At 70.4% G+C, this 23,056-nt stretch carries 14 protein-coding genes; 3 read left to right on the top strand and 11 right to left on the bottom strand.

Features of this window, described 5'->3' with window-relative positions; genetic code table 11:
• Window positions 1-118: 118 nt before the first annotated feature.
• From ACFULQ_RS33970 to ACFULQ_RS33960, 3 genes are all read right to left on the bottom strand, one after another.
• Window positions 119-1,411: a M50 family metallopeptidase gene (locus ACFULQ_RS33970; RefSeq protein WP_383551439.1), complete on the bottom strand. Its 1,293-nt coding sequence runs from the start codon at window positions 1,409-1,411 to the stop codon at window positions 119-121.
• An 8-nt stretch (window positions 1,412-1,419) separates the two neighbouring features.
• On the bottom strand, window positions 1,420-2,676 hold the full coding sequence (gene dxr / locus ACFULQ_RS33965; RefSeq protein WP_383551406.1) for a 1-deoxy-D-xylulose-5-phosphate reductoisomerase: 1,257 nt from the start codon (window positions 2,674-2,676) through the stop codon (window positions 1,420-1,422).
• 73 nt (window positions 2,677-2,749) lie between these two features.
• Window positions 2,750-4,681, bottom strand: a complete 1,932-nt coding sequence (locus ACFULQ_RS33960) for an acyl-CoA dehydrogenase family protein (RefSeq protein WP_383551404.1) — start codon at window positions 4,679-4,681, stop codon at window positions 2,750-2,752.
• A 364-nt stretch (window positions 4,682-5,045) separates the two neighbouring features.
• Between ACFULQ_RS33960 and ACFULQ_RS33955 the strand changes: the two genes are divergently transcribed.
• Together ACFULQ_RS33955 and ACFULQ_RS33950 are read left to right on the top strand one after the other, a co-directional pair.
• Window positions 5,046-6,059, top strand: coding sequence for a LacI family DNA-binding transcriptional regulator (locus tag ACFULQ_RS33955; RefSeq protein ID WP_383551402.1), 1,014 nt, complete (start codon window positions 5,046-5,048; stop codon window positions 6,057-6,059).
• 159 nt (window positions 6,060-6,218) lie between these two features.
• Window positions 6,219-8,267: a TIM-barrel domain-containing protein gene (locus ACFULQ_RS33950; RefSeq protein WP_383551437.1), complete on the top strand. Its 2,049-nt coding sequence runs from the start codon at window positions 6,219-6,221 to the stop codon at window positions 8,265-8,267.
• Between the two features lie 66 nt (window positions 8,268-8,333).
• Here ACFULQ_RS33950 and ACFULQ_RS33945 read toward each other — a convergent pair whose 3' ends face one another.
• The 8 genes from ACFULQ_RS33945 to ACFULQ_RS33910 all read right to left on the bottom strand — a co-directional run bounded on the left by ACFULQ_RS33945 (window position 8,334) and on the right by ACFULQ_RS33910 (window position 19,828).
• Window positions 8,334-8,954, bottom strand: coding sequence for a chorismate mutase (locus tag ACFULQ_RS33945; protein ID WP_383551400.1), 621 nt, complete (start codon window positions 8,952-8,954; stop codon window positions 8,334-8,336).
• A 35-nt stretch (window positions 8,955-8,989) separates the two neighbouring features.
• Window positions 8,990-9,703 (bottom strand): hypothetical protein, encoded by a 714-nt coding sequence (locus ACFULQ_RS33940; RefSeq protein ID WP_383551398.1) that lies wholly within the window; start codon window positions 9,701-9,703, stop codon window positions 8,990-8,992.
• Window positions 9,704-9,739: 36 nt separating this feature from the next.
• A complete protein-coding gene (locus ACFULQ_RS33935; protein WP_383551396.1) occupies window positions 9,740-11,914 on the bottom strand; it encodes a glycoside hydrolase N-terminal domain-containing protein in 2,175 nt (724 codons plus the stop codon).
• The gene (locus tag ACFULQ_RS33930) at window positions 11,911-13,878 is read right to left on the bottom strand and encodes a beta-galactosidase (RefSeq protein WP_383551394.1); all 1,968 of its coding nucleotides are present in this window, start codon (window positions 13,876-13,878) and stop codon (window positions 11,911-11,913) included. Before ACFULQ_RS33930 ends, ACFULQ_RS33935 begins: the two co-directional genes overlap by 4 nt.
• The gene (locus tag ACFULQ_RS33925) at window positions 13,878-16,067 is read right to left on the bottom strand and encodes a 1,4-beta-glucanase (RefSeq protein WP_383551392.1); all 2,190 of its coding nucleotides are present in this window, start codon (window positions 16,065-16,067) and stop codon (window positions 13,878-13,880) included. The genes ACFULQ_RS33930 and ACFULQ_RS33925 overlap by 1 nt, the downstream gene beginning before the upstream one ends.
• Before the next feature lie 97 nt (window positions 16,068-16,164).
• Entirely contained in the window at window positions 16,165-17,091 is a 927-nt protein-coding gene (locus ACFULQ_RS33920) for a carbohydrate ABC transporter permease (RefSeq protein WP_383551390.1), read from the bottom strand.
• Window positions 17,088-18,140, bottom strand: coding sequence for an ABC transporter permease (locus ACFULQ_RS33915; RefSeq protein WP_383551388.1), 1,053 nt, complete (start codon window positions 18,138-18,140; stop codon window positions 17,088-17,090). Before ACFULQ_RS33915 ends, ACFULQ_RS33920 begins: the two co-directional genes overlap by 4 nt.
• Window positions 18,140-19,828, bottom strand: coding sequence for an extracellular solute-binding protein (locus ACFULQ_RS33910; protein ID WP_383551386.1), 1,689 nt, complete (start codon window positions 19,826-19,828; stop codon window positions 18,140-18,142). The genes ACFULQ_RS33915 and ACFULQ_RS33910 overlap by 1 nt, the downstream gene beginning before the upstream one ends.
• Before the next feature lie 318 nt (window positions 19,829-20,146).
• Here ACFULQ_RS33910 and ACFULQ_RS33905 point away from each other — a divergent pair, with 318 nt between their 5' ends.
• A complete protein-coding gene (locus ACFULQ_RS33905; RefSeq protein ID WP_383551384.1) occupies window positions 20,147-23,002 on the top strand; it encodes a glycoside hydrolase family 3 C-terminal domain-containing protein in 2,856 nt (951 codons plus the stop codon).
• Window positions 23,003-23,056: the final 54 nt, after the last annotated feature.

Below are 23,056 nucleotides of genomic sequence, written 5' to 3'. Positions count from 1 at the left end.
GCTCCAGGCTTCGAGATTACGGCACCGACCGGCGCACGAGCACATCACGCCCGCCAAACCCACTCAATGGAAGGCGGCCCGGCACAGAGCACGCCGGGCCACCTCCAACGCCGTATGGCTAAGAGATTCTGACCGGGTTAACAACGTCCGCGATCAGGACGAGGACCGTGAAGCAGATGAAGATTCCCGCCACCACGTAAGCCACCGGCATCAGCTTCGCCACGTCGAACGGGCCCGGGTCCGGGCGCTTCAGCAGCCTTGCCAGGTTGCGGCGCAGGGACTCCCACAGGGCGCCCGCGATGTGGCCGCCGTCCAGGGGGAGCAGCGGGAGCATGTTGAAGAGGAACAGGGAGAGGTTGAAGCCCGCCACCAGCATCAATGCCATGGCGAGTTGCTGGGTCGGCGGGATGTCCAGCGTGAAGATCTCGCCGCCGACCCTCGCCGCGCCGACCACGCCCATCGGGGAGTCCGGCTCGCGCGGGGCGTCGCCGAAGGCCGCGTTCCACAGGGCCGGGATCTTGCCGGGGAGGGCGGCGAGGGAGTCGACGGCCTCGCCGACGCGGTCGCCCATCCACACCACGGAGTCGCCGAAGTCCTGCTTGACGATGCCGGTGGCGGCGCTGAAGCCGAGGAAGCCCGCGGTGACGTACTCGCCCTGGACGTACTGGCCGCTGGAGTCCTTCTTGGCGACCTGGTTGGAGGCGATCTTCGCCGTGAGGGTGACGTCCTTGCCGTCGCGCTCGACGACGATCGGGACCGTCTTGTCGGGGTTGGCGCGGATGAGGTCGGAGAGCTTGTTCCAGTCGTCGGTGCGCACGCCGTTGAACGCGACGATCTTGTCGCCCGCCTTGAGGCCGGCGGCCGCGGCCGGGGAGGCGGGGTCGGAGGCCTTGCAGGTCTCGCGGTTCTGGCTCTGGGCGATGACGCACTTGGAGACCGAGCTGACCGTGTTGGTCTGCTGGGAGATGCCGAAGCCCATGAGGACCGTGAGGAAGAGCGCGACCGCGAGGACCAGGTTCGCGAAGGGGCCCGCGAACATCACGATGACGCGTTTCCAGGGCTTACGGGTGTAGAAGAGGCGCTTCTCGTCGCCGGGCTGGAGTTCCTCGAAGGCGGCCGAGCGGGCGTCCTCGATCATGCCGCGCCAGGGGGAGGTGGAGCGTGCGCTTATCCGGCCGTCGTCGCCGGGCGGGAACATGCCGATCATGCGGATGTAGCCGCCGAAGGGGACGGCCTTGAAGCCGTACTCCGTCTCGCCCTTCTTGCGTGACCAGATGGTCGGGCCGAAGCCGACCATGTACTGCGGCACGCGGATGCCGAACAGCTTGGCGAAGGACAGGTGCCCCAGCTCGTGCCACGCGATCGACACCAGCAGGCCGAAGGCGAAGAGCCCTATGCCGAGGAAGAACATCAGGGTCGTCATGCACGGGCCTCCGCCGTCTGTGCCGTCAGTTCCCGGGCCCGGGTCCGCGCCCAGGTCTCCGCTTCGAGGACGTCCGCGACGGTGAGCGAGGTTCCCCGGCTCGGGGTGCCGTGCTCGTCCACCACCCGGGTCACGGTCTCCATGATCCCGAGATACGGCAGTGCGCCGGACCGGAAGGCCTCCACGCACTCCTCGTTGGCGGCATTGAACACCGCCGGGGCCGTGCCCGCGAGCTCGCCCACGTGGCGCGCGAGGTTGACCGAGGGAAACGCTTCGTTGTCGAGGGGGAAGAACTCCCAGGTGGACGCCTTGCTCCAGTCGAAGGCGGGCGCCGCGTCGGGGACGCGCTCGGGCCAGCCGAGACCGATGGCGATCGGCCCGCGCATGTCGGGGGGCGTCGCCTGGGCGATCGTGGATCCGTCCGTGAACTCAACCATCGAGTGGACATACGACTGGGGATGCACGACCACCTCAATGCGGTCGAAGGGAATGTCGTAGAGGAGGTGTGCCTCGATGACTTCCAGGCCCTTGTTGACGAGGGTCGAGGAGTTGATGGTGATGACCGGGCCCATGGCCCAGGTGGGGTGGGCGAGGGCGTCCTCGACGGTCACCCGCGCGAGCTCGGCTCTGGTCCGGCCGCGGAAGGGGCCGCCGGAGGCCGTCACGACCAGTTTACGGACGTCGGCCCGGGTGCCGGAGGCCAGCGACTGGAAGAGCGCCGCGTGCTCGGAGTCGACCGGGATGATCTGTCCGGGCTTGGCGAGCGCCTTGACCAGCGGGCCGCCCACGATGAGCGACTCCTTGTTGGCGAGCGCGAGGGTGCGGCCCGCCTCCAGGGCGGCGAGGGTGGGGGCGAGGCCGATGGAGCCGGTGATGCCGTTGAGGACGGTGTGGCAGTCGGAGGCGGCGAGGTGGGTGGCCGCGTCGGGGCCGGCGAGGATCTCGGGGAGCGGTTCGCCCGTGCCGTACAGCCCGCTCAGCGCCTCGCGCAGCTGCGGTACGACGTCCTCGCGGGCGACCGCGACGGTCCGTACCCCGAGCCGGTGCGCCTGTTCGGCGAGGAGCGCGACCCGGCCGCCGTTGGCGGAGAGCCCGGTGACCCGGAACCGGTCGGGGTTGCGCAGCACGAGGTCGATGGCCTGGGTGCCGATGGAGCCCGTGGAGCCGAGGATCACCACGTCCTTGGGACCGTCGCCCGCGAGGGGGTCGTAGACCAGGTGCGGGTCGGCGAGGGGGGCTGGACTGTCGCTCATTGCTCCATTGTGGCCGTAAGGACGGCGTAGGAGGACAGCGCGTCCCCTCCGGGGGTGCGCTGTCCTCGTGGGGTCACCGGATCGGGCGGTGGACGTTCTCCTTCTCGGAGGGGCCGGGGGTGGCGTCGGCGATCCAGGCGCCCTCGCCGGAGGGGTCGACGATGCCGTTCTCCAGCCAGGTGTAGGTGCCGGACATGACGCCCTTGACGACCTTGCGGTCCTGGTCGTCGGTGTTGTTCCACAGGCGGCCGAAGAGTTCCTCGACGCGCAGCCGGGACTGGTGGCAGAAGGCGTCGGCGAGCTGGTAGGCCTCGCGGCCGTGGGGCTCGGTGGTGCGGAGCAGTTCGGCGCGGACGCAGGCGGCGGACATGGCGAACAGCTCGGCGCCGATGTCCACGATCCGGCCGAGGAAGCCCTGCTTGGTCTCCATGCGGCCCTGCCAGCGGGACATCGCGTAGAAGGTGGAGCGGGCGAGTTTGCGGGATGTGCGTTCGACGTAGCGCAGGTGCGTCGAGAGGTCGACTTCGTGTTTGAACTCGGCGTAGGAGGTGGGCAGTTGTCCCGGTCCCGCGACGAGTTTGGGGAGCCACTTGGCGTAGAAGACGCCTGCGTTCGCGCCCGCCTTCGCCTTGTCGGACAGCGACTTGTCGGTGTCGATCAGGTCGCCGGCGACCGAGAGGTGGGCGTCGACGGCCTCGCGGGCGATCAGCAGGTGCATGATCTCCGTGGAGCCCTCGAAGATGCGGTTGATGCGCAGGTCGCGCAGGACCTGCTCGGCGGGGACGGCCTTCTCGCCGCGGGCCCGGAGGGACTCCGCGGTCTCGAAGCCGCGGCCGCCGCGGATCTGGACGAGTTCGTCGGCGACGAGCCAGGCCATCTCGGAGGCGTAGAGCTTGGCGAGGGCGCCCTCGATGCGGATGTCGTTGCGGTTCTCGTCGGCCATCTGGGAGGACAGGTCGAGGACGGCCTCCAGGGCGAAGGTGGTCGCCGCGATGAAGGAGATCTTGGAGCCGACCGCTTCGTGCTGGGCGATCGGCTTGCCCCACTGCTCGCGGGCCGCGGACCATTCGCGGGCGATCTTCAGGGACCACTTGCCGGCGGCCACGCAGGAGGCGGGCAGGGAAAGGCGGCCGGTGTTCAGGGTGGTCAGCGCGATCTTCAGGCCGGCGCCCTCGGGGCCGACGCGGTTCGCGGCCGGGACACGGACCTGGTGGAAGCGGGTGACGCCGTTCTCGATGCCGCGCAGGCCCATGAAGGCGTTGCGGTTCTCGACGGTGACGCCGGGCGAGTCGGTCTCCACGACGAAGGCGGTGATGCCGCCCTTGTGGCCCTCGGACTTCGGGACCCGGGCCATGACGACGAGGAGGTCGGCGACCACGCCGTTGGTGGTCCACAGTTTCACTCCGTCGAGGACGTAGTCGTCCCCGTCGGGTACGGCGGTGGTGGCGAGGCGTGCCGGGTCGGAGCCGACGTCGGGCTCGGTGAGGAGGAAGGCGCTGATGTCGGTGCGGGCGCACCGGGGCAGGAACTTCTCCTTCTGCTCCTGGGTGCCGAACAGCTTGAGCGGCTGCGGTACGCCGATCGACTGGTGGGCGGAGAGCAGGACACCGATCGCGGGGCTCGCGGAGCCCACGAGGGCCAGCGCCTTGTTGTAGTACACCTGGGTGAGGCCGAGGCCGCCGTACTTGGTGTCGATCTTCATGCCGAAGGCGCCGAGCTCCTTGAGCCCGTTGACGACGTCGTCGGGGATGCGGGCCTCGCGTTCGATGAGCGCCCCGTCCACCTTGGTCTCGCAAAAGTCGCGGAGCTGGGCGAGGAAACGCTCGCCGCGCCGGGCGTCCTCGGCGGGGGGCATGGGGTGCGGGTGGATGAGGTCGAGCCGGAATCGCCCGAGGAACAGTTCCTTGGCGAAGCTGGGCTTGCGCCAGTCCTGCTCCCGGGCGGCCTCCGCCACCTCGCGGGCCTCGCGCTCGGTGACGACGGGCTTGATGGACGGTGCGGACATGAGGGCTCACCTCGTCGCGAATCGGGATCTTGGTGCCGATGCGTTACTGACCGGTGCTACTCGATCGTATGTACCTGATCCCGGGCGTGGTCACCACCCCGCGCGCGACCGTTCGGCCGATGTGGACGGAATACGCGCTGGTGTCCAGCCGTCCGGGGCCGTCGAGGCCGGTGCCGCCATGCGGGGTGCCGAGCCGCGGCCCCGCGTGGTAGGCAGGAGGCCGTCCCTCACGGAAGAGTCGTTGTCGAAGCGCTTCGACAACCTATGGACACCCACTCCCGGGGGAGCTACTGTCGAACCACCCCCACCCGCACCTGTTCGTCCTGCGCACTGTCGAAGCGCTTCACAAAGCTTGGAGAGCTGGATGGTCACCCTCGCCGAGGTCGCCCAGCACGCCGGAGTCTCGGCGAGCACGGTGAGCTATGTCCTCAGTGGCAAGCGGTCCATCTCGACGACCACCCGGCAGCGGGTCGAGCAGAGCATCCGCGAGCTCGGCTACCACCCGAACGCGGGCGCGCGGGCCCTGGCCAGCAGCAGGTCGAACATCATCGCGCTGATGGTCCCGCTCCGCACCGACATGTATGTGCCGGTGATGATGGAGATCGCCATCGCGGTGGCCACCACGGCCCGGACGCACGGCTACGACGTGCTGCTGCTGACCGGCGAGGAGGGCCCCGACGCGGTGCGCCGGGTCACCGGCAGCGGTCTGGCCGACGCGATGATCCTGATGGACGTCGAGCTCGACGACGAGCGGCTGCCGCTGCTGCGCGGCACCGACCAGCCGTCCGTGCTCATCGGCCTCCCCGCCGACACCTCGGGTCTGACCTGCGTCGACCTCGACTTCCGGGCCACCGGCGCGCTGTGCGTCGAGCACCTCGCGAAGCTCGGCCACCGCGACATCGCTGTCATCGGCGAGGCTCCCGCGGTCTACGAGCGGCACACCGGTTTCGCCGAGCGCACGCTCGACGGACTGCGGTCCCGTGCCCAGGAGTTGGGGGTACGACTGCTGCACCGGCCGTGCGACGGCGGGTATGACGCGATGGCCGTGACCGTCGCCCGCATCCTCGACGAGCGCCCCTCCACCACGGGCTTCGTCGTGCAGAACGAACAGGCGGTGGAGCCGCTGCTCGCGCTGCTGCGGCAGCAGGGCCGGGCCGTCCCCGAGGACGTCTCGGTGGTCGCGATCTGCCCCGAACAGGTCGCCCTCCAGGCCTCGGTGCGGCTGACCTCGGTCTCCATCCCGGCCCAGGAGATGGGCCGGCACGCCGTGGAACGTCTCGCCGCGAAGCTGGAGGGCCGCGGGGAGGACGAAGTCGTCCTGCTCGAACCGGAGTTGACGGTCCGGTCGAGCACGGGGCCGGCGCCTTCGGTGTCCTGACAGCTCAAGCGACCGTCGACGCACACCCCGCACCGCGCGCCACCTGACGCACCTCGCTTTCACGCACCGCACCTCACGTGCCTGTGCGGCACGCCCCTGCCCGCACTCACTGTCTGCACTCCTTCAGGAGCACCCCTCGTGAATCAGCCTGCCGCCCTCGTGAATCAGCCCGCCGCAATCCAGCCCAAGGTCAGCCTCGCGCAGTCCTCCCCCACCGTCGGCACGTTCCGGGAGCGGGACGGCGCGCTGGAGTGGAGCGGGCGCCAGGAGACCGTGCGGGTCGAGCCCTGGGGTCCGGACGCGGTCCGGGTGCGGGCCCGGCTCGGCGGACCGATCCTGCACGGGCTGCCGGGCGCCCTGCTCGACGAGCCGCCGGCCACCGAGAGCACGGTCAAGATCGCTGACGGGGAAGGGCAGTTGACGGTGGGCGGGCTCACCGTCCACGTCGACGCCGAGGGGCAGCTGCGCTTCCTGCGCACCGAGGACGCCTCCGAGCTGCTCGCGGAGGCCCGCGCCCACTTCTGGTGGCCCGGCTCACGCCTCTACACCGCGGTCGGAGGCGGCCACCACCGCCTTGAGCAGCGCTTCGCCGCCTACGACGACGAGAAGCTGTACGGCCTCGGCCAGCACCAGCACGGCAGGCTGGACCAGAAGGGCCTGGTCCTGGATCTGGTCCAGCGCAACGCCGAGGTCGGCATCCCCGTCCTCGCCTCCAGCCGCGGCTACACCCTGCTGTGGAACAACCCGGCGATCGGCCGCGTGGAGCTCGCCCACAACGGCACGCGTTGGGTCGCCGACTCGGCCCGCCAGATCGACTACTGGATCACCGCGGGCGACCTCGCGGACGGCCAGCGCCGCTACAGCGCGGTGACGGGCCGTACGCCGATGCTGCCGGAGTGGGCGGCCGGGTTCTGGCAGTGCAAACTGCGCTACCGCACACAGGACGAACTCCTCTCCGTGGCAAGGGAGTACAAGCGGCGCGGGCTGCCCATCTCCGCGATCGTCTGCGACTTCTTCCACTGGACGCACCTCGGCGAGTGGCGGTTCGACCCGGCGGAGTGGCCCGACCCGGCGGCGATGGTCCGCGAACTGGACGAGCTGGGCATCAAGTTGGTGGTCAGCGTCTGGCCGTCGGTGTCGCCGCTCAGCGAGAACCATCCCGTGATGGAGCAGCGCGGGTACTTCATCGGCACCCAGTACGGCCCGATGGCGCACGCCGACTGGCCGGACAAGGGCGTCGCCTCCACGGTCCAGGTCGCCTTCTACGACGCCACCAACCCGGAGGCCCGGGGGTTCGTGTGGTCGCGCGTGAAGGAGAACTACCTGGAGCCGTACGGCATCACGGCGTTCTGGCTGGACGCGTGCGAGCCGGAGCTGAAGCCGGGGTTCCAGGAGAACCTGCGGTACTGGGCGGGGCCCGGCCTGGAGGTCGGCAACAGCTATCCGGCCGAGAACTCCCGGACCTTCCACGAGGGCCTGACGGCCGCGGGTGAGGAGGTCATCACCCTCAACCGGTCGGCCTGGGCGGGCAGTCAGCGCTACGGCGCCGCACTGTGGTCGGGGGACATCGGGACCGACTTCGCCACGCTGCGAGCGCAGATCGCGGCCGGTCTCAACACGGCGATGTCCGGGATTCCCTGGTGGAACACCGACATCGGCGGCTTCCACGGGGGCGACCCGGACGACCCGGCGTACCGCGAGGTCATGGTGCGCTGGTTCCAGTTCGGCGCGTTGTCGCCGCTGATGCGGCTGCACGGGTTCCGGGAGCCGGGGATGCCGCTCGGGCCGGACATGACCGGCGGGCCCAACGAGGTGTGGTCGTACGGGGAGGAGGTCGGCGCGATCCTGGAGAAGTACCTGCGGCTGCGGGAGCGGTTGCGGCCGTATGTGCTCCAGGTGATGCGTCAGGCGCACGAGGAGGGGGTTCCGCCGATGCGGCCGTTGTTCCTGGAGTTTCCTGAGGATCAGGCGGCTTGGCGGGTCGACGACTCGTATCTGTTCGGGGCGGTTGTGCTGGTGGCGCCTGTGCTGACCGCCGGCGCGACGGCCCGCACGACCTATCTTCCGGCGGGAGCGTCGTGGACGGATGCGTGGACGGGTGTGACGTATGAGGGCGGGACCACGGTGACGGTGGATGCGCCGTTGGACCGGATTCCGTTGTTTCTGCGGGATGGGGCGCGGGTGCCGATTCAGGATGTGCCGCGGTAGGTCGTTCGTCGGGTGCGGCGCCGTCGTGGCTTGTCGCGCAGTTCCCCGCGCCCCTGAAAAAGCGCGTCAGTCGCCGCAGATCGAGGGCAGGGCCCGGATCAGGGCCCTCGTGTGCAGGGCGTCCAGGTGGTTCTCGTGGTGGACCTGGAAGGCCGCCAGGGCCAGTTCGGGGTGGCAGGCGACGGTGGTGCGGTTCTGGGTCGAGTCGGCCAGGGCCTGGACCAGTGCGCTGGTGATCCGGTTGATCTGCTGGCGTACGACGGTCAGGTCCGGCTTGGTCGTCGGGGCCTGGTCGGGGTGGTCGGTCCAGAGCTGGAACAGGCCGCGCTGGACGAGCTTGTTCGCCTCGATCTGGTCGCGGAAGATCGCGCGGATCTCGTCCGGGTCGGCGCCGAGCTGCTGGGCCTGGGCGGCCACGTTGTCGAGGACCTGCTGTTCGCGGGCCGGGTCGTCGATGGGGCTGTCGGTGCCCCACTTGGCCGCCGCGACCAGGTCGGCGGTGGCCAGGCGCTCGGCGGCCAGCTCGACGACGGGGTGCAGGGGGGAGAGGGAGAAGGCGGGGGCGTGGGGGGCCGGCGCGGGGCCGGAGACCGGAACCGCGGCCGCGGAACCCGTCGCGGTGAGGACGACGGCCGCGGTCGCGGTCACGGTGATCAGGGCACGTCGGAGGGGGGTGGGGGTACGCATGTCCCCATCCAAGCCGACGCACTCCCAAGATCAGGTCAACTGCTGCTCACGGTCAGGTTGTTGGTGGTGAAGTTCAGGCCGCCGGACGAGCTGGTGATCTCGAAGCCGAACTGCACGTCCCCGATGGTCTCGTTGCCGAACCAGCCCTTGGTGTCCTTGATCCACTTCAGGATCGGCAGGACGTTGACCGAGCCGGACGTGGAGTTCGAGGTGCGGACGAAGGAGAAGACCTCGTTGGCGCCGTTGTTGCCCTTGTAGACGGTCCAGGTGTGGCCGCCGAGGGTGACGTTGCCCTGCGAGGTGCCCAGCGGCCCGACCGCTCCGGTCTTGTTGACCCAGAGCATGATCTCGTAGTCGTAGTCGGTGTCCCAGATGTCGTACGAGGTGTTGTACGCCCCGGACGACGGGACCGTGACGTTGTAGTTGCTGGTGAGCGAGGACAGCGAGGTGATCGACTTGTTGATCACCTTCTTGGAGTCGGGGTAGGACTTGATGCCGCCGGTGTTGGGGTGGTCGGCCCAGACGCCCCAGTTGGTGCCGGAGTTGGCCCAGATGCACTGGCTGCCGGCGCCGGAGCCCCAGATGTTGTTGTAGAGCGTGTAGCCGCCCAGGCTGGTGTTGCCCCACTGGTCGCAGGTGCTCCAGACGGCGGCGGACGCGGGGGCGGAGGCGAGGCCGACGAGGGCGCCGACGGCCATCGCCGGGGCCAGCACCGCCGTGGTGATCCTGCTCAGGGTGCTCTTTGCCATGGTGTCCCTTCCATGGGTGGGGGGAAGTGCGGGGAGTTACCACGCCTCCAGACGGATGACGTGGTCTTCCCCGGCGACGAGGTCGAGCGGTTCGGCGCCGGAGGAAGTCCTCAGTTCGACGCGGTGGCTGCGGGTGGGGCGCAGCACCGCGGTCGCTTCGGTGGGGCTCCAGGTCAGGTCGAGTTCCGCCCCGAACCGGGTGCGGATACCGCGTAGTTCGCCCTGGGGGCAGGCCGCGGGGACCGCCGGCAGGAGCACCAGCCGGTCCGGTGTGGACTGCACGAGCATCTCGATCAGCACGGCGGGCAGGGTGTGGGCGGCGTCCGCGTTGTAGACGTCCCGGTTCGGGTAGTGCGCGCTCATCAGCGAGTCGTGGAAGAAGTCGCCGCCCAGCACCTGGCCGAGGGCGTGTGCGACCCGCTCGCCGTCGCGCAGCCGGGCGGCGACGAGGGCGTGGTGCAGGTGTCCGTGCGCCGAGTCGTTCTCAGAGCCGCGGAGTTCGAGGGCGCGGTGGGCCGCCTTGGCGAGGTCGGGGGTGTCGTACGGGGTGATCTCGTCGAGCGGCCAGACGCCGTAGAGGTGGCTGAGGTGACGGTGGTCGTAGCTGTCGTCGAGGCCGGGCCACGCCCATTCGGCCAGGGCCCCTTCGGCGTTGGTCCGGTGGGGTGGGAGGCGGTCGGCGAGGGCCCGCCAGGCCTCCGCCCGGTCGGGGTGGTAGGCGGCGGCCGTGAGCAGGGCGTGCCGGGCGGCCGAGAGGTCCATGGCCGCGTTGATCGCGCCCCAACTCGCGTTCGCGGGCCGGTTCTCGGGCGAGTAGGAGGGGACGACGACCAGGTGCCCTTCGGCGTCCGTCCGGGTGAGGAAGTCCTCGTAGAACAGGGCGAGTTCGGCGAGGGCGCGGGCGGTGCGCGGGTCCCGCTCGCCGTAGGTCTCGTCGTGGTCGACGAGCGGCTTGAGCAGCCAGTCGGCTCCGGCCGTCCACAGGTGCAGCGGGTACTCGCGGCTGAAGTGGTACGTCAGCCCGGACTCGCCGTCGGTGTGCGCGGGTGCCATGACGCCCCGGACGCCGAAGACGGCACGGGCGTTGGCCCGCCAGTCGTCGAGCTGGCGGTGGACCAGCGAGGCGAGCGCTTCCGTGACCTCGGGGAGGGCCGCCGAAGCCGCCGACGCGGTCTGGAGGTTGACGTTGGCGTCGTTGGTGAACGCTCCCGACCAGGCCGTGTCCCAGTCGCCGGTCCACAGGCCGGTCAGGCGGGGCGGGTTGAGGCCGCTGGAGGAGAGCAGGTGGTAGCGGCCGGCGGCGAAGAGGCGCTCCAGGAGGGCCGGGCTGTCGGTGCGCGTGAGCAACTCCGAGCCGGGAAGGGCGCGTTCGGCGGGGTCGGCGGCCAGGTCCAGGGTGACGCGATGGTAGGCGGGGCGGTGGAGGGCGGTGTGCCGTTCCAGCAACTCCGCGTAGTCGGAGGGGAGTTCACGCAGAGCGCGGGTCAGCTCCGTCGCGTCCGGTTCGCCCACCTGTCTGCTGACCCGGGTGAGCAGCAGCACCGAGTCCCCGCCGGTGATCCGCAGGCCGGGAGGTGTCAGCGTGAGGGTGCCGCCGGTGACCCGGACCAGGGTGGCTCCGGTGCAGACGCGGTCGCTGCGGGGGTAGCGGACGCGCAGGGTGAGCAGGGCGCCGTCGGGGGTAAGGACGGCACCGTGACCGACGGCGAGGTCCTTGGGGGCGCCCGGGAGGTCGTGGTCCAGGCGGACGTCCAGCTCGGAGGCGGTGACGTGCTGGACGATCACGTCGTCGGCGCGGGAGACGAAGACCCGGCTGTGCCGGCCGTCGTGCCGGGTCTCCACGACACCCGTGGTGAAGTCGACGGACCGGCGGTAGTCCTGTCCGGCGCCGGACGCCCCGCGCAGCCGTACCTGGAAACCCGGGTGGAACGGCTGCACCCACTGGAGGTCCCGTCCGTCCGTGAAGCCCTCCGCCGCGTCGAGCTCCCCGGCGAGCAACCGGTCCTGGAGCGCGGGGAGTTCGGCGGCGAGCTGGGGTGGGCGGGCGTGTTCGGCGCCGTTGGGGCGGACCAGGGTGTGGTGGGTGACGACGACCCGCTCGTCGTTCGGGTCGCCGAACACGAGGGCGCCGTGGCGGCCGTTGCCGCTGAGGAAGCCGTCCTCCCAGCGGGTGGCGGGCGCGGGTTCCCAGGTTCCGTGGATCACGTTCATGAGCGCAACACCACCACGTCGTGGCGGCCGAGCACGACTTCGTCCCGAACGGTGGTCCCGGTGAGCAGATCGTGATGCGTGCCCGGCACCGGGACGGTGACCGTGTCCCGCCCGTGGTTGAGGACGAAGAGCAGGTCACCCCGGCGGACCGCCTCGACGAGGTCGGGCAGCCCGTCGAGCGCCGGGCGCGCGCCGGCGTCGTACGCGACACGGCCGAGGAGGTCGCGCAGGGCGCCCGGCTCGGGGAGCGTCGAGAGGTACCAGGCGCGGCCCCTGCGCAGGACGGCCGGCAGTCCGTCCAACTCGCCGCCCTTGTAGATCGCCTCCGTCGTGGAGTCGTCGGCCTTCTCGATCTCCTCCGACCACAGCAGGCCCCGGAACACGTCGCAGTCGGCCGTCTCCCCCTCCTCCAGCGGCCACCACTCGTGCAGGGTGCGGATGCCGAACAGCTCGCGCAACCGGGCGTCCATGCCGCCGGGGCGGACCCGGTCGTCCTGGTCGGCGATGCCGGTGAGGAACCCGCAGACGAGGGTGCCGCCCTGGCGGACGTAGGCGAGGAGGTTGTCGATGGCCGGGTCGGTGAGGGTGTAGAGCTGGGGGACCACGACCACCTTGTAGGCGGTGAGATCGTGGTCGGGGTGGGCGAAGTCGGTGGTGAGGTGGGCCTCCCAGAGGGCGCGGTGCCAGGCCTTGAGGATGTCGGCGTGGTCGACCCGGGTGGAGGGGCGGCCGTCCTGGGCGCCGGCCCACCAGGCGTGCCAGTCGTGGAGGACGGCGATGTCGTTGCGGGAGTGACTGCCCGTCACCTCGCCCGATATCCGGGCCAGTTCGGCACCGAGGCGCTTGACCTCCTGGTACGTCCGCCCCTCCTCCCCCGCGTGGCTGACCATCCCGGAGTGGAACTTCTCCGCGCCCTGCCGGGACTGACGCCACTGGAAGTAGCAGACGGCGTCGGCACCCCGCGCCACGGCCTGGAGGGACCAGAGGCGGTTCAGGCCACGGGGTTTGGGGTGGTTCACGCCCCGCCAGTTGACCGGTCCCGCGGCCTGCTCCATGAGCATCCAGGGACCGCGGGCCTGCGAGCGGGTCATGTCCTGCACGAGGGCGCCCTGTTGGGCGCCCAGGGGGTCACGCGGGTCGGGGTAGATGTCGACGGAGACGACGTCCTCCTCCTCGGCCCACCGCCAGGCGTCCAGCCCGACCCACAGCGGCATGAAGTTGGTGGTCACGGGGAGGTGCGGGGTGGCCCGGCGGACGATGTCCCGTTCGGCGAGACAGCACTCCAGGAGCATGTCGGAGGTGAAGCGCCGGAAGTCGAGGACCTGGGTCGGGTTCTTCAGGTAGTGCGCGTGCCGGGGCGTGTGCACCTCGGCCCAGTCGCCGTAGCCCTGGCTCCAGAAGGCGGTGCCCCAGGCGGAGTTGAGGGCGTCGAGGGTGCCGTATCGCCGCTGGAGCCAGACCCGGAAGCGGGCGGCGGCCTCGTCGCTCCAGTCGTAGGTGCAGTACTCGTTGTTGATGTGCCACATCGTGAGGGCGGGGTGGCCGCCGTAGCGGGTGGCGAGGTCCTCGGTGATGGCGGCGGCGAACCGCCGGTAGGTGGCGCTGGAGTGCGAGAAGTGCTGGCGTCCGCCCCAGTGCTCGGTGCGGCCGTCCTGGTCGACGGGCAGGGTGTCGGGGTGCAGATGGCCCAGCCACGGCGGGGGCGAGGAGGTCGGGGTGGCGAGGACGACCCCGATGCCGTTCTCGTGCATCAGGTCCATCAGCCGGTCCAGCCAGCCGAAGTCCCGCTCCCCCGGCCGGGGTTCGAGCCTCGCCCAGGAGAAGACGCCGAGCGTGACCGAGTTGACCCCGGCCGCCTTCATCAGCCGGACGTCCTCCCGCCAGGTCTCCTCGGGCCACTGCTCGGGGTTGTAGTCGCCGCCGTAGAGGATGCGGCCCTTGGTCGCCGTGCTCAGGTCGGGCATCAGACCGGGTCCCCGTACTGGATGCCCCGGCCGTTGGTGGCGATGTAGACCCGGCCGTACACGCGCGGGTCGCCGCTGATCGTCTCGCCGATCCAGCCCCACTGGTGCCGGTCGTCGTTGATCCGCACCCAGGTCCTCGCCTCGTCGTCGGAGCGGTGGACCGCGGTGATGCTCTCGGTGGAACCGACCATGTAGAGCGCCGGGTAGTCGGCACCGTCGGCGGCCTTGCCGAAGCCGAGGGTGTACGAGGCCCGGCAGCTTGCGACCTCGCTGAAGCTCACGCCGCCGTCGGTGGACCGGTGGAGCCCGTTCCCCTTGACGGAGAGCCACAGGTCGCCGGTGCGGCCGGGCGCCGCGACCAGCTCGAACTGACTGTCCCCGGAGGGCAGTTGGGCGGCACGCGCGGCGAAGGAGAGACCGCTGTCGGTGCTGGCGTACACCGTCCCCGTGTCGGTGTCGTACGCGTAGAAGCGGGTCGGGTCGGCGGGGTCGGCGACCGGTGTGGCGCCCTTCGGGAAGGAGGCGACCTCGGCCCAGGTGGCGCCGTTGTCCGTGGAGCGCTGGGCGGGGTACTTGGTGCCGTCCCAGTGCACGAAGGTCCACAGCAGCACGCTGCCGTCGCTGTTGGTGGCGATCGGTCCCGGCGCGTCCTTGGCGAGGGCGGGCTGGGCCGCGAAGGGTGCCCAGGTCCTGCCGCCGTCGTGCGAGAAGGCGCCGTTGCCGTGGTCGCCGAATCCGGTGCGGACGACGTACGAGGGCTTGGCGGCGGCCTGGGCGAGTCCGGTCGCGGACCCGAACACCGGGTTCGACGCCATCCCGCGCGAGGGCGATGCCGTGAGCCGCTCGTGGTACATCACACCGACGTCCCCGAGCCCGCTGAGCAGGTGCGCCTGACCGGTCGGGGGCGAGATCAGGTGCCGTACGGAGGTCTCCTCCAGGCCGCGGATCTGCGGGGCCCAGTGCTTGAGGTCCCGGGTGCAGTAGAGGGTGGCGCCGGTGCCGTAGACGATGTGCTTCGAGTCGTACGGGTCGACGGCGAGGGCCTGGATCCACCAGCCGAACTTGGGCGCGTCCGCGCCGAAGGTGAGGAACGGCGTCTCGGACACGTCGAGGACCGCGGAGTCCTTCAGGGAGGTCCAGCTGCGGCCGCCGTCCGTGCTCCGGTACAGGGTGTCGACGGCCGCCCAGCGGTTGTTGGTGGAGACGACGACGGTGCCGGGGCGGCGGGCGTCGACGGCGAGACCGCCGTAGCCGAAGGTGTCGCTGCCACCGGGCTTCGCCGGCGTGACGTCGGTCCACTGGCCGCTCGCGGTCGCCAGCTTGTGCACGCTGCCGTCGGACTGCCCGTTGGGCCCGGGCGCGTCGGCGTAGCTGACGTACAGCTCGCGAGTGTGGCAGTCGTAGGCGGCCCGGATCGGCACCTTGGCGTTCTTGCCGGAAGGCTGCCCGGGGACGGCTTCCCAGGTGCTGCCGTCGAAGGTGCGGAACAGGTTGGCGGTGGTCCCGTCGGAGTCGCCCCAGCCGGCGTAGAGGACCCGCCCGGCGGCGACGAGCAGGGTGACACCTTGGCCGCCGGCGGACGGACTACCGGGGAAACCGCTCACCGCGGCCCAAGTGGCCCCACGATCCGTCGACTTGAGCAACCCGTCATGTCTGGTCCCCAGCCAGAGCGTGTCACTGCTGCGGGGATCGACGAGCAGCCGCTCCCCCGTCCCCCTTCCGTCCTCGTTCCCCCCGAGCTTCACGGACAGATCGGCCCGCGCCCAGGTGACCCCCCGGTCCTCGGACCGCAGCACGGCCCCGTTACCGGCCCAGGACTGCGCGTAGGTACCGAGCGCGAGATAGACCCGGTCGGGGTGAGCGGGATCGACGGCCATGGCCTCGACCCCGAGCAGGTTCCAGTCGTCCCACCCGAGGTCGTCGTTGAGCGGAGTCCAGCGCGCACCGCGGTCGTCCCACCGATAGGCCCCGCCGATGTCGGTCCGGGCGTAGGCGAGCCCACGGACGGACGGGTGGAAGAGCACCCCGGTGACGAACCCGGTTCCGCCGATGACGACTTGACGCCAGCGGTAGGAGGGGGTGGCGGGGGCGGCCTGTGCGGTTGCCTGAAAGCCGGGAACTGCGGTCAGCGCGGCGGCGGCCGCGGTCCCGGCGAGAACGGTACGACGACTGGGTCCGGACGTAAGCATGACAAACCTCGCTCTGAACCAAGGGAAAGTGAACCCACTCAGGGGCGCGGGGAACTGCGCGACCAGCCACAACGCAGCCGCAGACAACGAACGACGGTCAGCCCTTGACGGCCCCCGTCAACATGCCCTTCTTGAAATGCCGCTGCACGAACGGCGAAGCCACCGCCACCGGAATCAACGCCAGCACCATGACCGCCATCTGCAACCCCAGCGCCGACAACTGCCCGGTACGAACCGCCTGCTGCAACCCCGTAGGGGCCTCCGTGTTCTTCTGCACCAACTGAATGAGCACGTTCTGCAACGGCATCATCGACTGGTCACTGAGATAGATCGACGCGTTGAACCACGCACTCCAGTACCCCACCGCGTAGAACAGGGAGATGACCGCCAGCACGGCCCGCGACAGCGGCATCACGATGGTCAGCAGGATCCGCAGGTCCCCAGCCCCGTCGATCCGCGCGGACTCGGTGAGTTCGGGCGAGATCCCCATGAAGAAGGCCCGCAGCACAAGGATGTTGAACACGCTGACGGCACTCGGCAGGATCAGCGACAGATAGGTGTCGGTGAGCCCCAGCGACTGCACCAGCAGATACGTCGGAATGAGCCCGGCGCCGAAGAACATCGTGGCCATCATGGTCACCAGGAAGAACCGGTGACCGAGACTCCCGGGCCGCGACAGACCGTACGCGGCGAGCACCGACACCGCCATCGAGAACAGCGTGCCGACGAGGGTCACCCCGACCGACACCATGATGGCCCGGCTGACCTGCCCCCCGCTGAGCAGCTCCGTGTAGTTGACGAAGGTGATGCCCTGCGGGATCACGACGAGTCCGCCGACCCGGTCGATCACCGGCTTCGGGGAGAGGCTGGTGACGATGACGATCCACAGCGGACCGAGCACGCCCAGGCAGCACAGGAGCAGGAAGCCGCCCTTGGCGGTGAGCCCGGCCTTGCTTGGCTCCTCCTCCCACACCGGCCGCGGAGGGGCCTTGAGGCTGCGGACGAGCTGCGTGTTGAGGCTCACTTCTGGTACACCCCCTGCTCGCCCAGCAGATGCGCGAACTTGTTCGCGGCCAGGACGAGACACACTCCGATGACTCCCTTGACGAGGCCGACCGCGGCCGCGTAGCTGAAGTCGCCGTTCTGGATACCCATGTTCCACACGTAGGTGTCGAGCACCTCGCTGGCCCCGGCCCCGACCGCGTTCCGCTGGAGCAGGAACTGCTCGAAGCCGACGCTGAGCGCGTCACCGACCCTGAGGACCAGCAGCAGCGCGATCACGGGGCGCAGCGCGGGCAGCGTCACGTGCCACATCCGGCGCCAGCGGCCGGCGCCGTCCATCGCGGCGGCCTCGTACAGGTCGGTGCTGACCGCGGCCAGCGCGGCGAGGAAGACGATGATCCCCCAGCCGGCGTCCTTCCAGACGGCCTGCGCGGTGACCAGGTACTTGAACAGGCTCGCGTTGGTCATCAGGTCGAAGCCGGTCCAGCCGTGGTCCTCCAGGGTCTGCGCGATGATGCCGGCGCCGCCGAACATCTGCTGGAAGACGGTGACCACGAGGACCCACGAGAAGAAGTGCGGCAGATACATGATCGCCTGCGCCACGGCCCGCACCCGGGGCCGGATCACGCTGTTGATGAGCAGCGCGAGGGCGATCGGGACGGGGAAGAACAGCACCAGCTGGAGCACGAAGAGCACGACGGTGTTCTTCGCGGCGCCCCAGAACAGCGGGTCGTCGACCATCCGCGAGAACTGCTCCACCCCGACCCAGGGGCTGTGGAAGATCGCGGTGACGCCGTTGCTGGAGACGTACGGGTCGTAGTCCTGGAAGGCGACGACGTTGCCGAGCAGCGGGACGTAGTTGAAGACCAGGAGCAGGACCATGACCGGCAGCGTCATCAGGATGAGCGTGCGGTCGCGGCGCAGCCTGACCTTGAAGGGGACCTTGCCCGCCCTGCCCTTCGCGGACGCCGTGATCACGGGAGCCGTGGCCGCCGCGACCGCGGCCGCCGGTTCCTCGACGGCCGCGGGAGGACGGGTCCCGTCGGGCCTGCTCCCCGCCGTGAGCGACATCAGTTGCCGCTGCCGTTCTTGTCGATGAGCTCCTTGTACCAGACGCGCAGCTTGTCGCCGCCGGAGGACTTCCAGGTGGAGATGGCGGCCTGGACCTCGGACAGCTTGCGGTTGCCGCGCACGTAGTCGATCTCCATCTGCTCGAACTGGCTGGAGAGGTTGGCGTAGCGGGTCGGCTCGACGATGTTCATGCCGAACGTGGACGTCTTCTTCATGAAGGCGCCCATCCGCTGCTGCCACTCGACCTGCTTGCGGGCGACGTCGGGGAAGTCGGGGTGGGCGAAGTAGGCGCTCGGCGCGGCCAGCATCACCCAGGCGTTGACCACCTCGGAGTTGCCCAGGTCGTTCTTGACCGGGACGCCGTCCTTGACGGTGTAGTGGGTGCCCTCGACGCCGTAGTCGACGAGCATCCGCTCCTTGGTGCCGTAGGGCGCGGCCGCGAAGTCGGCGGCGGCCAGCGCGTTCTCGATCGTCGCCTTCGAGGCGCCCTTGCGGATCATCGACCAGATGCCGGCCGGCTGGGCCGCCCACAGCTTCGGGTCGCCGCCGTCGGCGCCGAACAGGTCCATGCCCTCGATGACGAAGTCCGGGTTGGAGGCGGCCTGTTCGGAGGTCTTGCCGTACCAGTGGGAGATGTCGTTGTTGTAGACGAGGATCTGTCCGGCGGTGAAACGGTTGCCCACGTCGCCCGAGCGCGCCTTGTCGTCGGGGTGGACCACACCCGCGTCGAAGAGCTTGCGGGTCCACTCCAGGGCTTCGAGGTACTCGGGCTGCTCGACGCGGTACGTCAGCTTGCCGTCGTCCCCGATGTTCCAGCCGAGGGGCCCGGAGGCGCGGACGCCGAAGATGTTGAAGGCGCTCCAGGACATGTCGCCGCAGGCCCACACCTTGGCCTTGGCGCTGGTGGCCTCCTTCGCCCAACTGAGGAACTCGTCGGGCGACTTGGGGACGGTGTAGCCCTTCTTGTCGAAGAGGTCCTTGCGGTAGTAGGGCACGATGAAGGACGCGGTGGCGGCCGGCATCGGGATGCCCCGCAGTGCCCCGCCGAAGATGCCCATGCGCCAGGCGTCGGACGGGATCGCGGCCAGGTTCGGGTACTTCTTGACCTTGTCGCCCGCCAGATAGGGCCCGAGGTCCATGAACTTCGCGGTGACCGCGTTCGCGATCTTGCCGACCAGCTCCCAGCCCGGCACCACCACCATGTCCGGTATGGAGCTGGAGGCGAGGACCGCGCCGAGCTTCTCGCCGTAGGTGTTGCCGTCCTGGTTCTGCCAGGTGACCTTGGTGCCGGCGGCGGCGTCGAGCGCCGTGTAGTAGGCGCAGCCGGCCTTCGGCGGGGAGCCCCAGAACGGCGACATGATCTTGAAGGGGGCGCCGGTGCCGAGCTTCTTCGGGACCGAGGTCCGAAGGGCCGCGAGGTCGACCTTGCCGGTGAAGCCTGCGGCCGAGCCGTTCTTCGACGGGAGGTCTGGCTGGGCGACCGTGCTGGCGACGAAGGCCGGGAGCATCCTGTCCGCGGCCTTGCCCGACGTGGTCCCCTCCTTCGATCCGCTGTCCGAACCGCCGCAGGCGGCCAGCAGCGGCATCCCTCCCGCCACCGCGGCGGTGGCGACCGCGGTCGAGGCGAGGAAGCTTCTCCGGCTGGGCCCGGAGGGACCCGAGGAGGGGGCAGCGGCATTCGGCGTCATTGCGTCAACCCTTCATGGCGCACCAGGACACCCGGCGGTGGAGCCGTCGGCTTTGGTGTCTTGAGTGGAACTGGCTGAGCTGAAGCGATCCCCCGACCGAATCCGTAGTCGAAGCGCTTCGATGTTGCTGTGAGGTTAAGTGAACCCCCCGGGGTGCACAAGGGTCGCTTCCAAGATTCCTCCCGGGCGCGGGAGGTGACCTTTTCTTATGCACCGCTTGAAGTGACGGTGTCGATCTCTTGACACCCACCCCACCGTCGAACCAGCATCGAAGCGCTTCGAAAGCGTCGAACCGATCCATCACAAGGGGATCCCCACGTGACCGCACACCCGCCGCACACTCCGCCATTTCGCGATCCGCAGCTGCCGTTCGCGAAGCGCATCGACGATCTGTTGGCGCGGCTGACCCTCGACGAGAAGATCGGCTTCCTGCACCAGTTCGTCCCCGCCGTCGACCGGCTCGGCATCGCCGCCTTCCGCACCGGCCAGGAGGCGCTGCACGGCGTCGCGTGGATGGGCCCGGCGACGGTCTTCCCGCAGGCGGTGGGCCTCGGCGCGACCTGGAACACCGATCTCGTACGGCGGATCGGCGCGGCGGTGTCCCGGGAGATCCGGGCCATGCGTGTCCGCGACGACCGGGTCGGCCTCAACGTCTGGGCGCCGACGGTGAACCTGCTGCGCCATCCGCTGTGGGGCCGTAACGAGGAGGGCTACTCGGAGGACCCGAAGCTCACCTCGGCCATCGCCACCGCCTACACCCGCGGGCTGCGCGGCGACCACCCCACCTACTGGCGCACGGCCCCGGTGCTCAAGCACTGGCTGGCCCACAACAACGAGACGGACCGGGCCACCTCGTCCAGCTCGGTGCGCCCGCGGGTGCTGCACGAGTACGACCTGCGGGCCTTCCGCGAGGCCGTCGAGGCGGGCGCGGTGGCCGGGGTGATGCCCGCGTACAACCTGGTCAACGGCCGCCCCAACCACGTCTCGCCGTATCTGCGCGAGCAGTTGCGCACCTGGACCGAGGAGGACCTGCTGGTCTGCTCGGACGCGGGCGCGCCCTCCAACCTGGTCGACCACGAGCACTACTTCGGCACCCACGAGGAGGCGACCGCCGCCGCCCTGAGGGCCGGTGTCGACAGCTTCACCGACCACGGCACGGACAGCTCGCAGTTGGTGGGCAGGATCCGCGGGGCCCACGAGCAGGGCCTGCTGACCGAGGCCGACATCGACACCGCGGTGCGCCGCCAGCTCTCGGTCCGCTTCCGGCTCGGCGAGTTCGACCCGCACCACGACCCGCACGCCGGTGGCGGGGAGTTCGACACCCCGGCGCACCGGGCGCTCGCCCAAGAGGCCGCCGAGCAGGCGATCGTGCTGCTCAGGAACGACGGTGTGCTCCCGCTCGCCCCCGACTCCCGGATCGCGGTGGTCGGTCTGCTCGCCGACGAGTGCAAGCTCGACTGGTACAGCGGCACGCTCCTGCACCGCTCCACTCCGCTGGAGGGGCTGTACGAGCGGTTCGGCGCCGAGCGGGTGGAGTTCGCGGAGGGCGTGGACCGGGTCCTGCTGAAGACCTCCACGGGGGCGTTTCTGCATGTCCCGGCCGCCGAGGACGGCGCGGACGAGGTGCGCGGCGCCGAGGGTGCCCTGGATCCGGCGCTGCTCGCGGGCCGCACGGACCTGCCGCCGCTGACCACCGACGCGACCGGCACCGAGTTCGCGCTGATCGACTGGGACGAGGGCGTCCTGACGCTGCGCGCCCCCGACGGCCGCTATCTCTCGGTCGCCGAGGACGGCTGTCTGCGGGCCTCCGCCGACCAGCCGGGGGGCTGGGTCGTCCAGGAGACCTTCCGCCTGGAACCGCACGCGGGGGGACACCTCCTCAGGCACATCGGTACGGGCCGCCACGTCACTGTCGCCGCGGACGGAGTGAAGGTTGCCGATGAGAAGGGCGAGAACGGCAAGAGCGCGGAGACCTTCGAGCTGATCATCGTCGAGCGCGGCGAGGACGCGGTGACCCGCATCGCGTCCGAGGCGGACGTCGTCGTGGTCGTCGCGGGCAACGACCCGCACATCAACGGCCGCGAGACCGAGGACCGCGCCTCCCTCCGGCTCCCCGCCCACCAGGAGCGCCTGCTGCGGGCGGCGCGCGCCGCGAACCGGCGCACGGTGCTCGCCCTGGTCTCGGCCTACCCCTACGCGCTCGACACGTCCGACCTGGCCGCGACCCTGTGGACGGCCCACGGCGGCCAGGCGGCCGGCACCGCCCTGGCCCGCGTCCTGGCCGGTGACGTCTCCCCCGCCGGGCGCCTCCCGCAGACCTGGTACGAGAACGACGCCGACCTGCCCGGCCTCCTCGACTACGACGTCATCGGCAGCCGCCAGACCTACCTCTACTTCGAGGGCACCCCCCTGTTCCCGTTCGGCCACGGGCTGTCGTACGCGTCCTTCTCCTACGGCGACCTCGCGACCCGGGTCGAGGACGGCACCGCGCACGTCTCGTTCACGATCACGAACACCGGTGACGTCACCGCCGACGAGGTCGCCCAGCTCTACCTCCGCGCGGTCGACCCGGCCCTGCCCCGCCCGCGCCGCCAACTGGTGGGGCACCGCCGGGTGACGCTCGCCCCGGGGGCCCGGCGGGAGCTGTCCTTCGAAGTGCCGCTCGGCGCCTTCGAGTTCTGGGACGTGGCGCGAGGCGGGTGGCGGCTGGAGCCGGGGCCGTACGAGCTGCTGGCCGGTGCCTCCAGCGAGGACATCCGGCTGCGGACGACGGTCCTGCTCGACGGCGAGCCCGGCGCACCGCGCCCCCTGCTCCAACGGGGCCTGGCGGGCGCCGACTTCGACGAGCAGAGCGGGGTGGAGATCGTGGACCGCACGAGGACGGCGGGCGACGCGGTGACGGCGGCCGGGGGCCGTACCGGCGAACTGCTCTACCGGGACTGCGACTTCGGCTCCGGCGTCACCGAGGTGACGGCCCTGGTCGCCGGCGCGGGAGCGGTCGAGCTGTATTTGGACGGGGGCCCGTTGCTCGCCGTACTGGAGGTGGCGGAGTCGGGTTCCGGGCCGTACGACTACCTCCCCGTCGGCGCCCCGATCGCCGCCGAGGGCGTGCACGACGTGCGGCTGAGACTGCGCGGCCCGCTGCGGCTCGCGCAAGTCGGCTTCTCCGGTTGAGGGTCCGCAGGAGCCGACGCACAAGAAGGGGCCCGGCACCGGAAGGCATCGGTG

Origin of the sequence: Streptomyces sp. NPDC057253 (assembly GCF_042669125.1) — a bacterium.
In the GTDB taxonomy this organism is placed as follows: Bacteria; Actinomycetota; Actinomycetes; order Streptomycetales; family Streptomycetaceae; genus Streptomyces.
The sequence above is the reverse complement of the archived record's forward strand: the minus strand, read 5'-3'. Positions and strand labels throughout refer to the sequence as shown.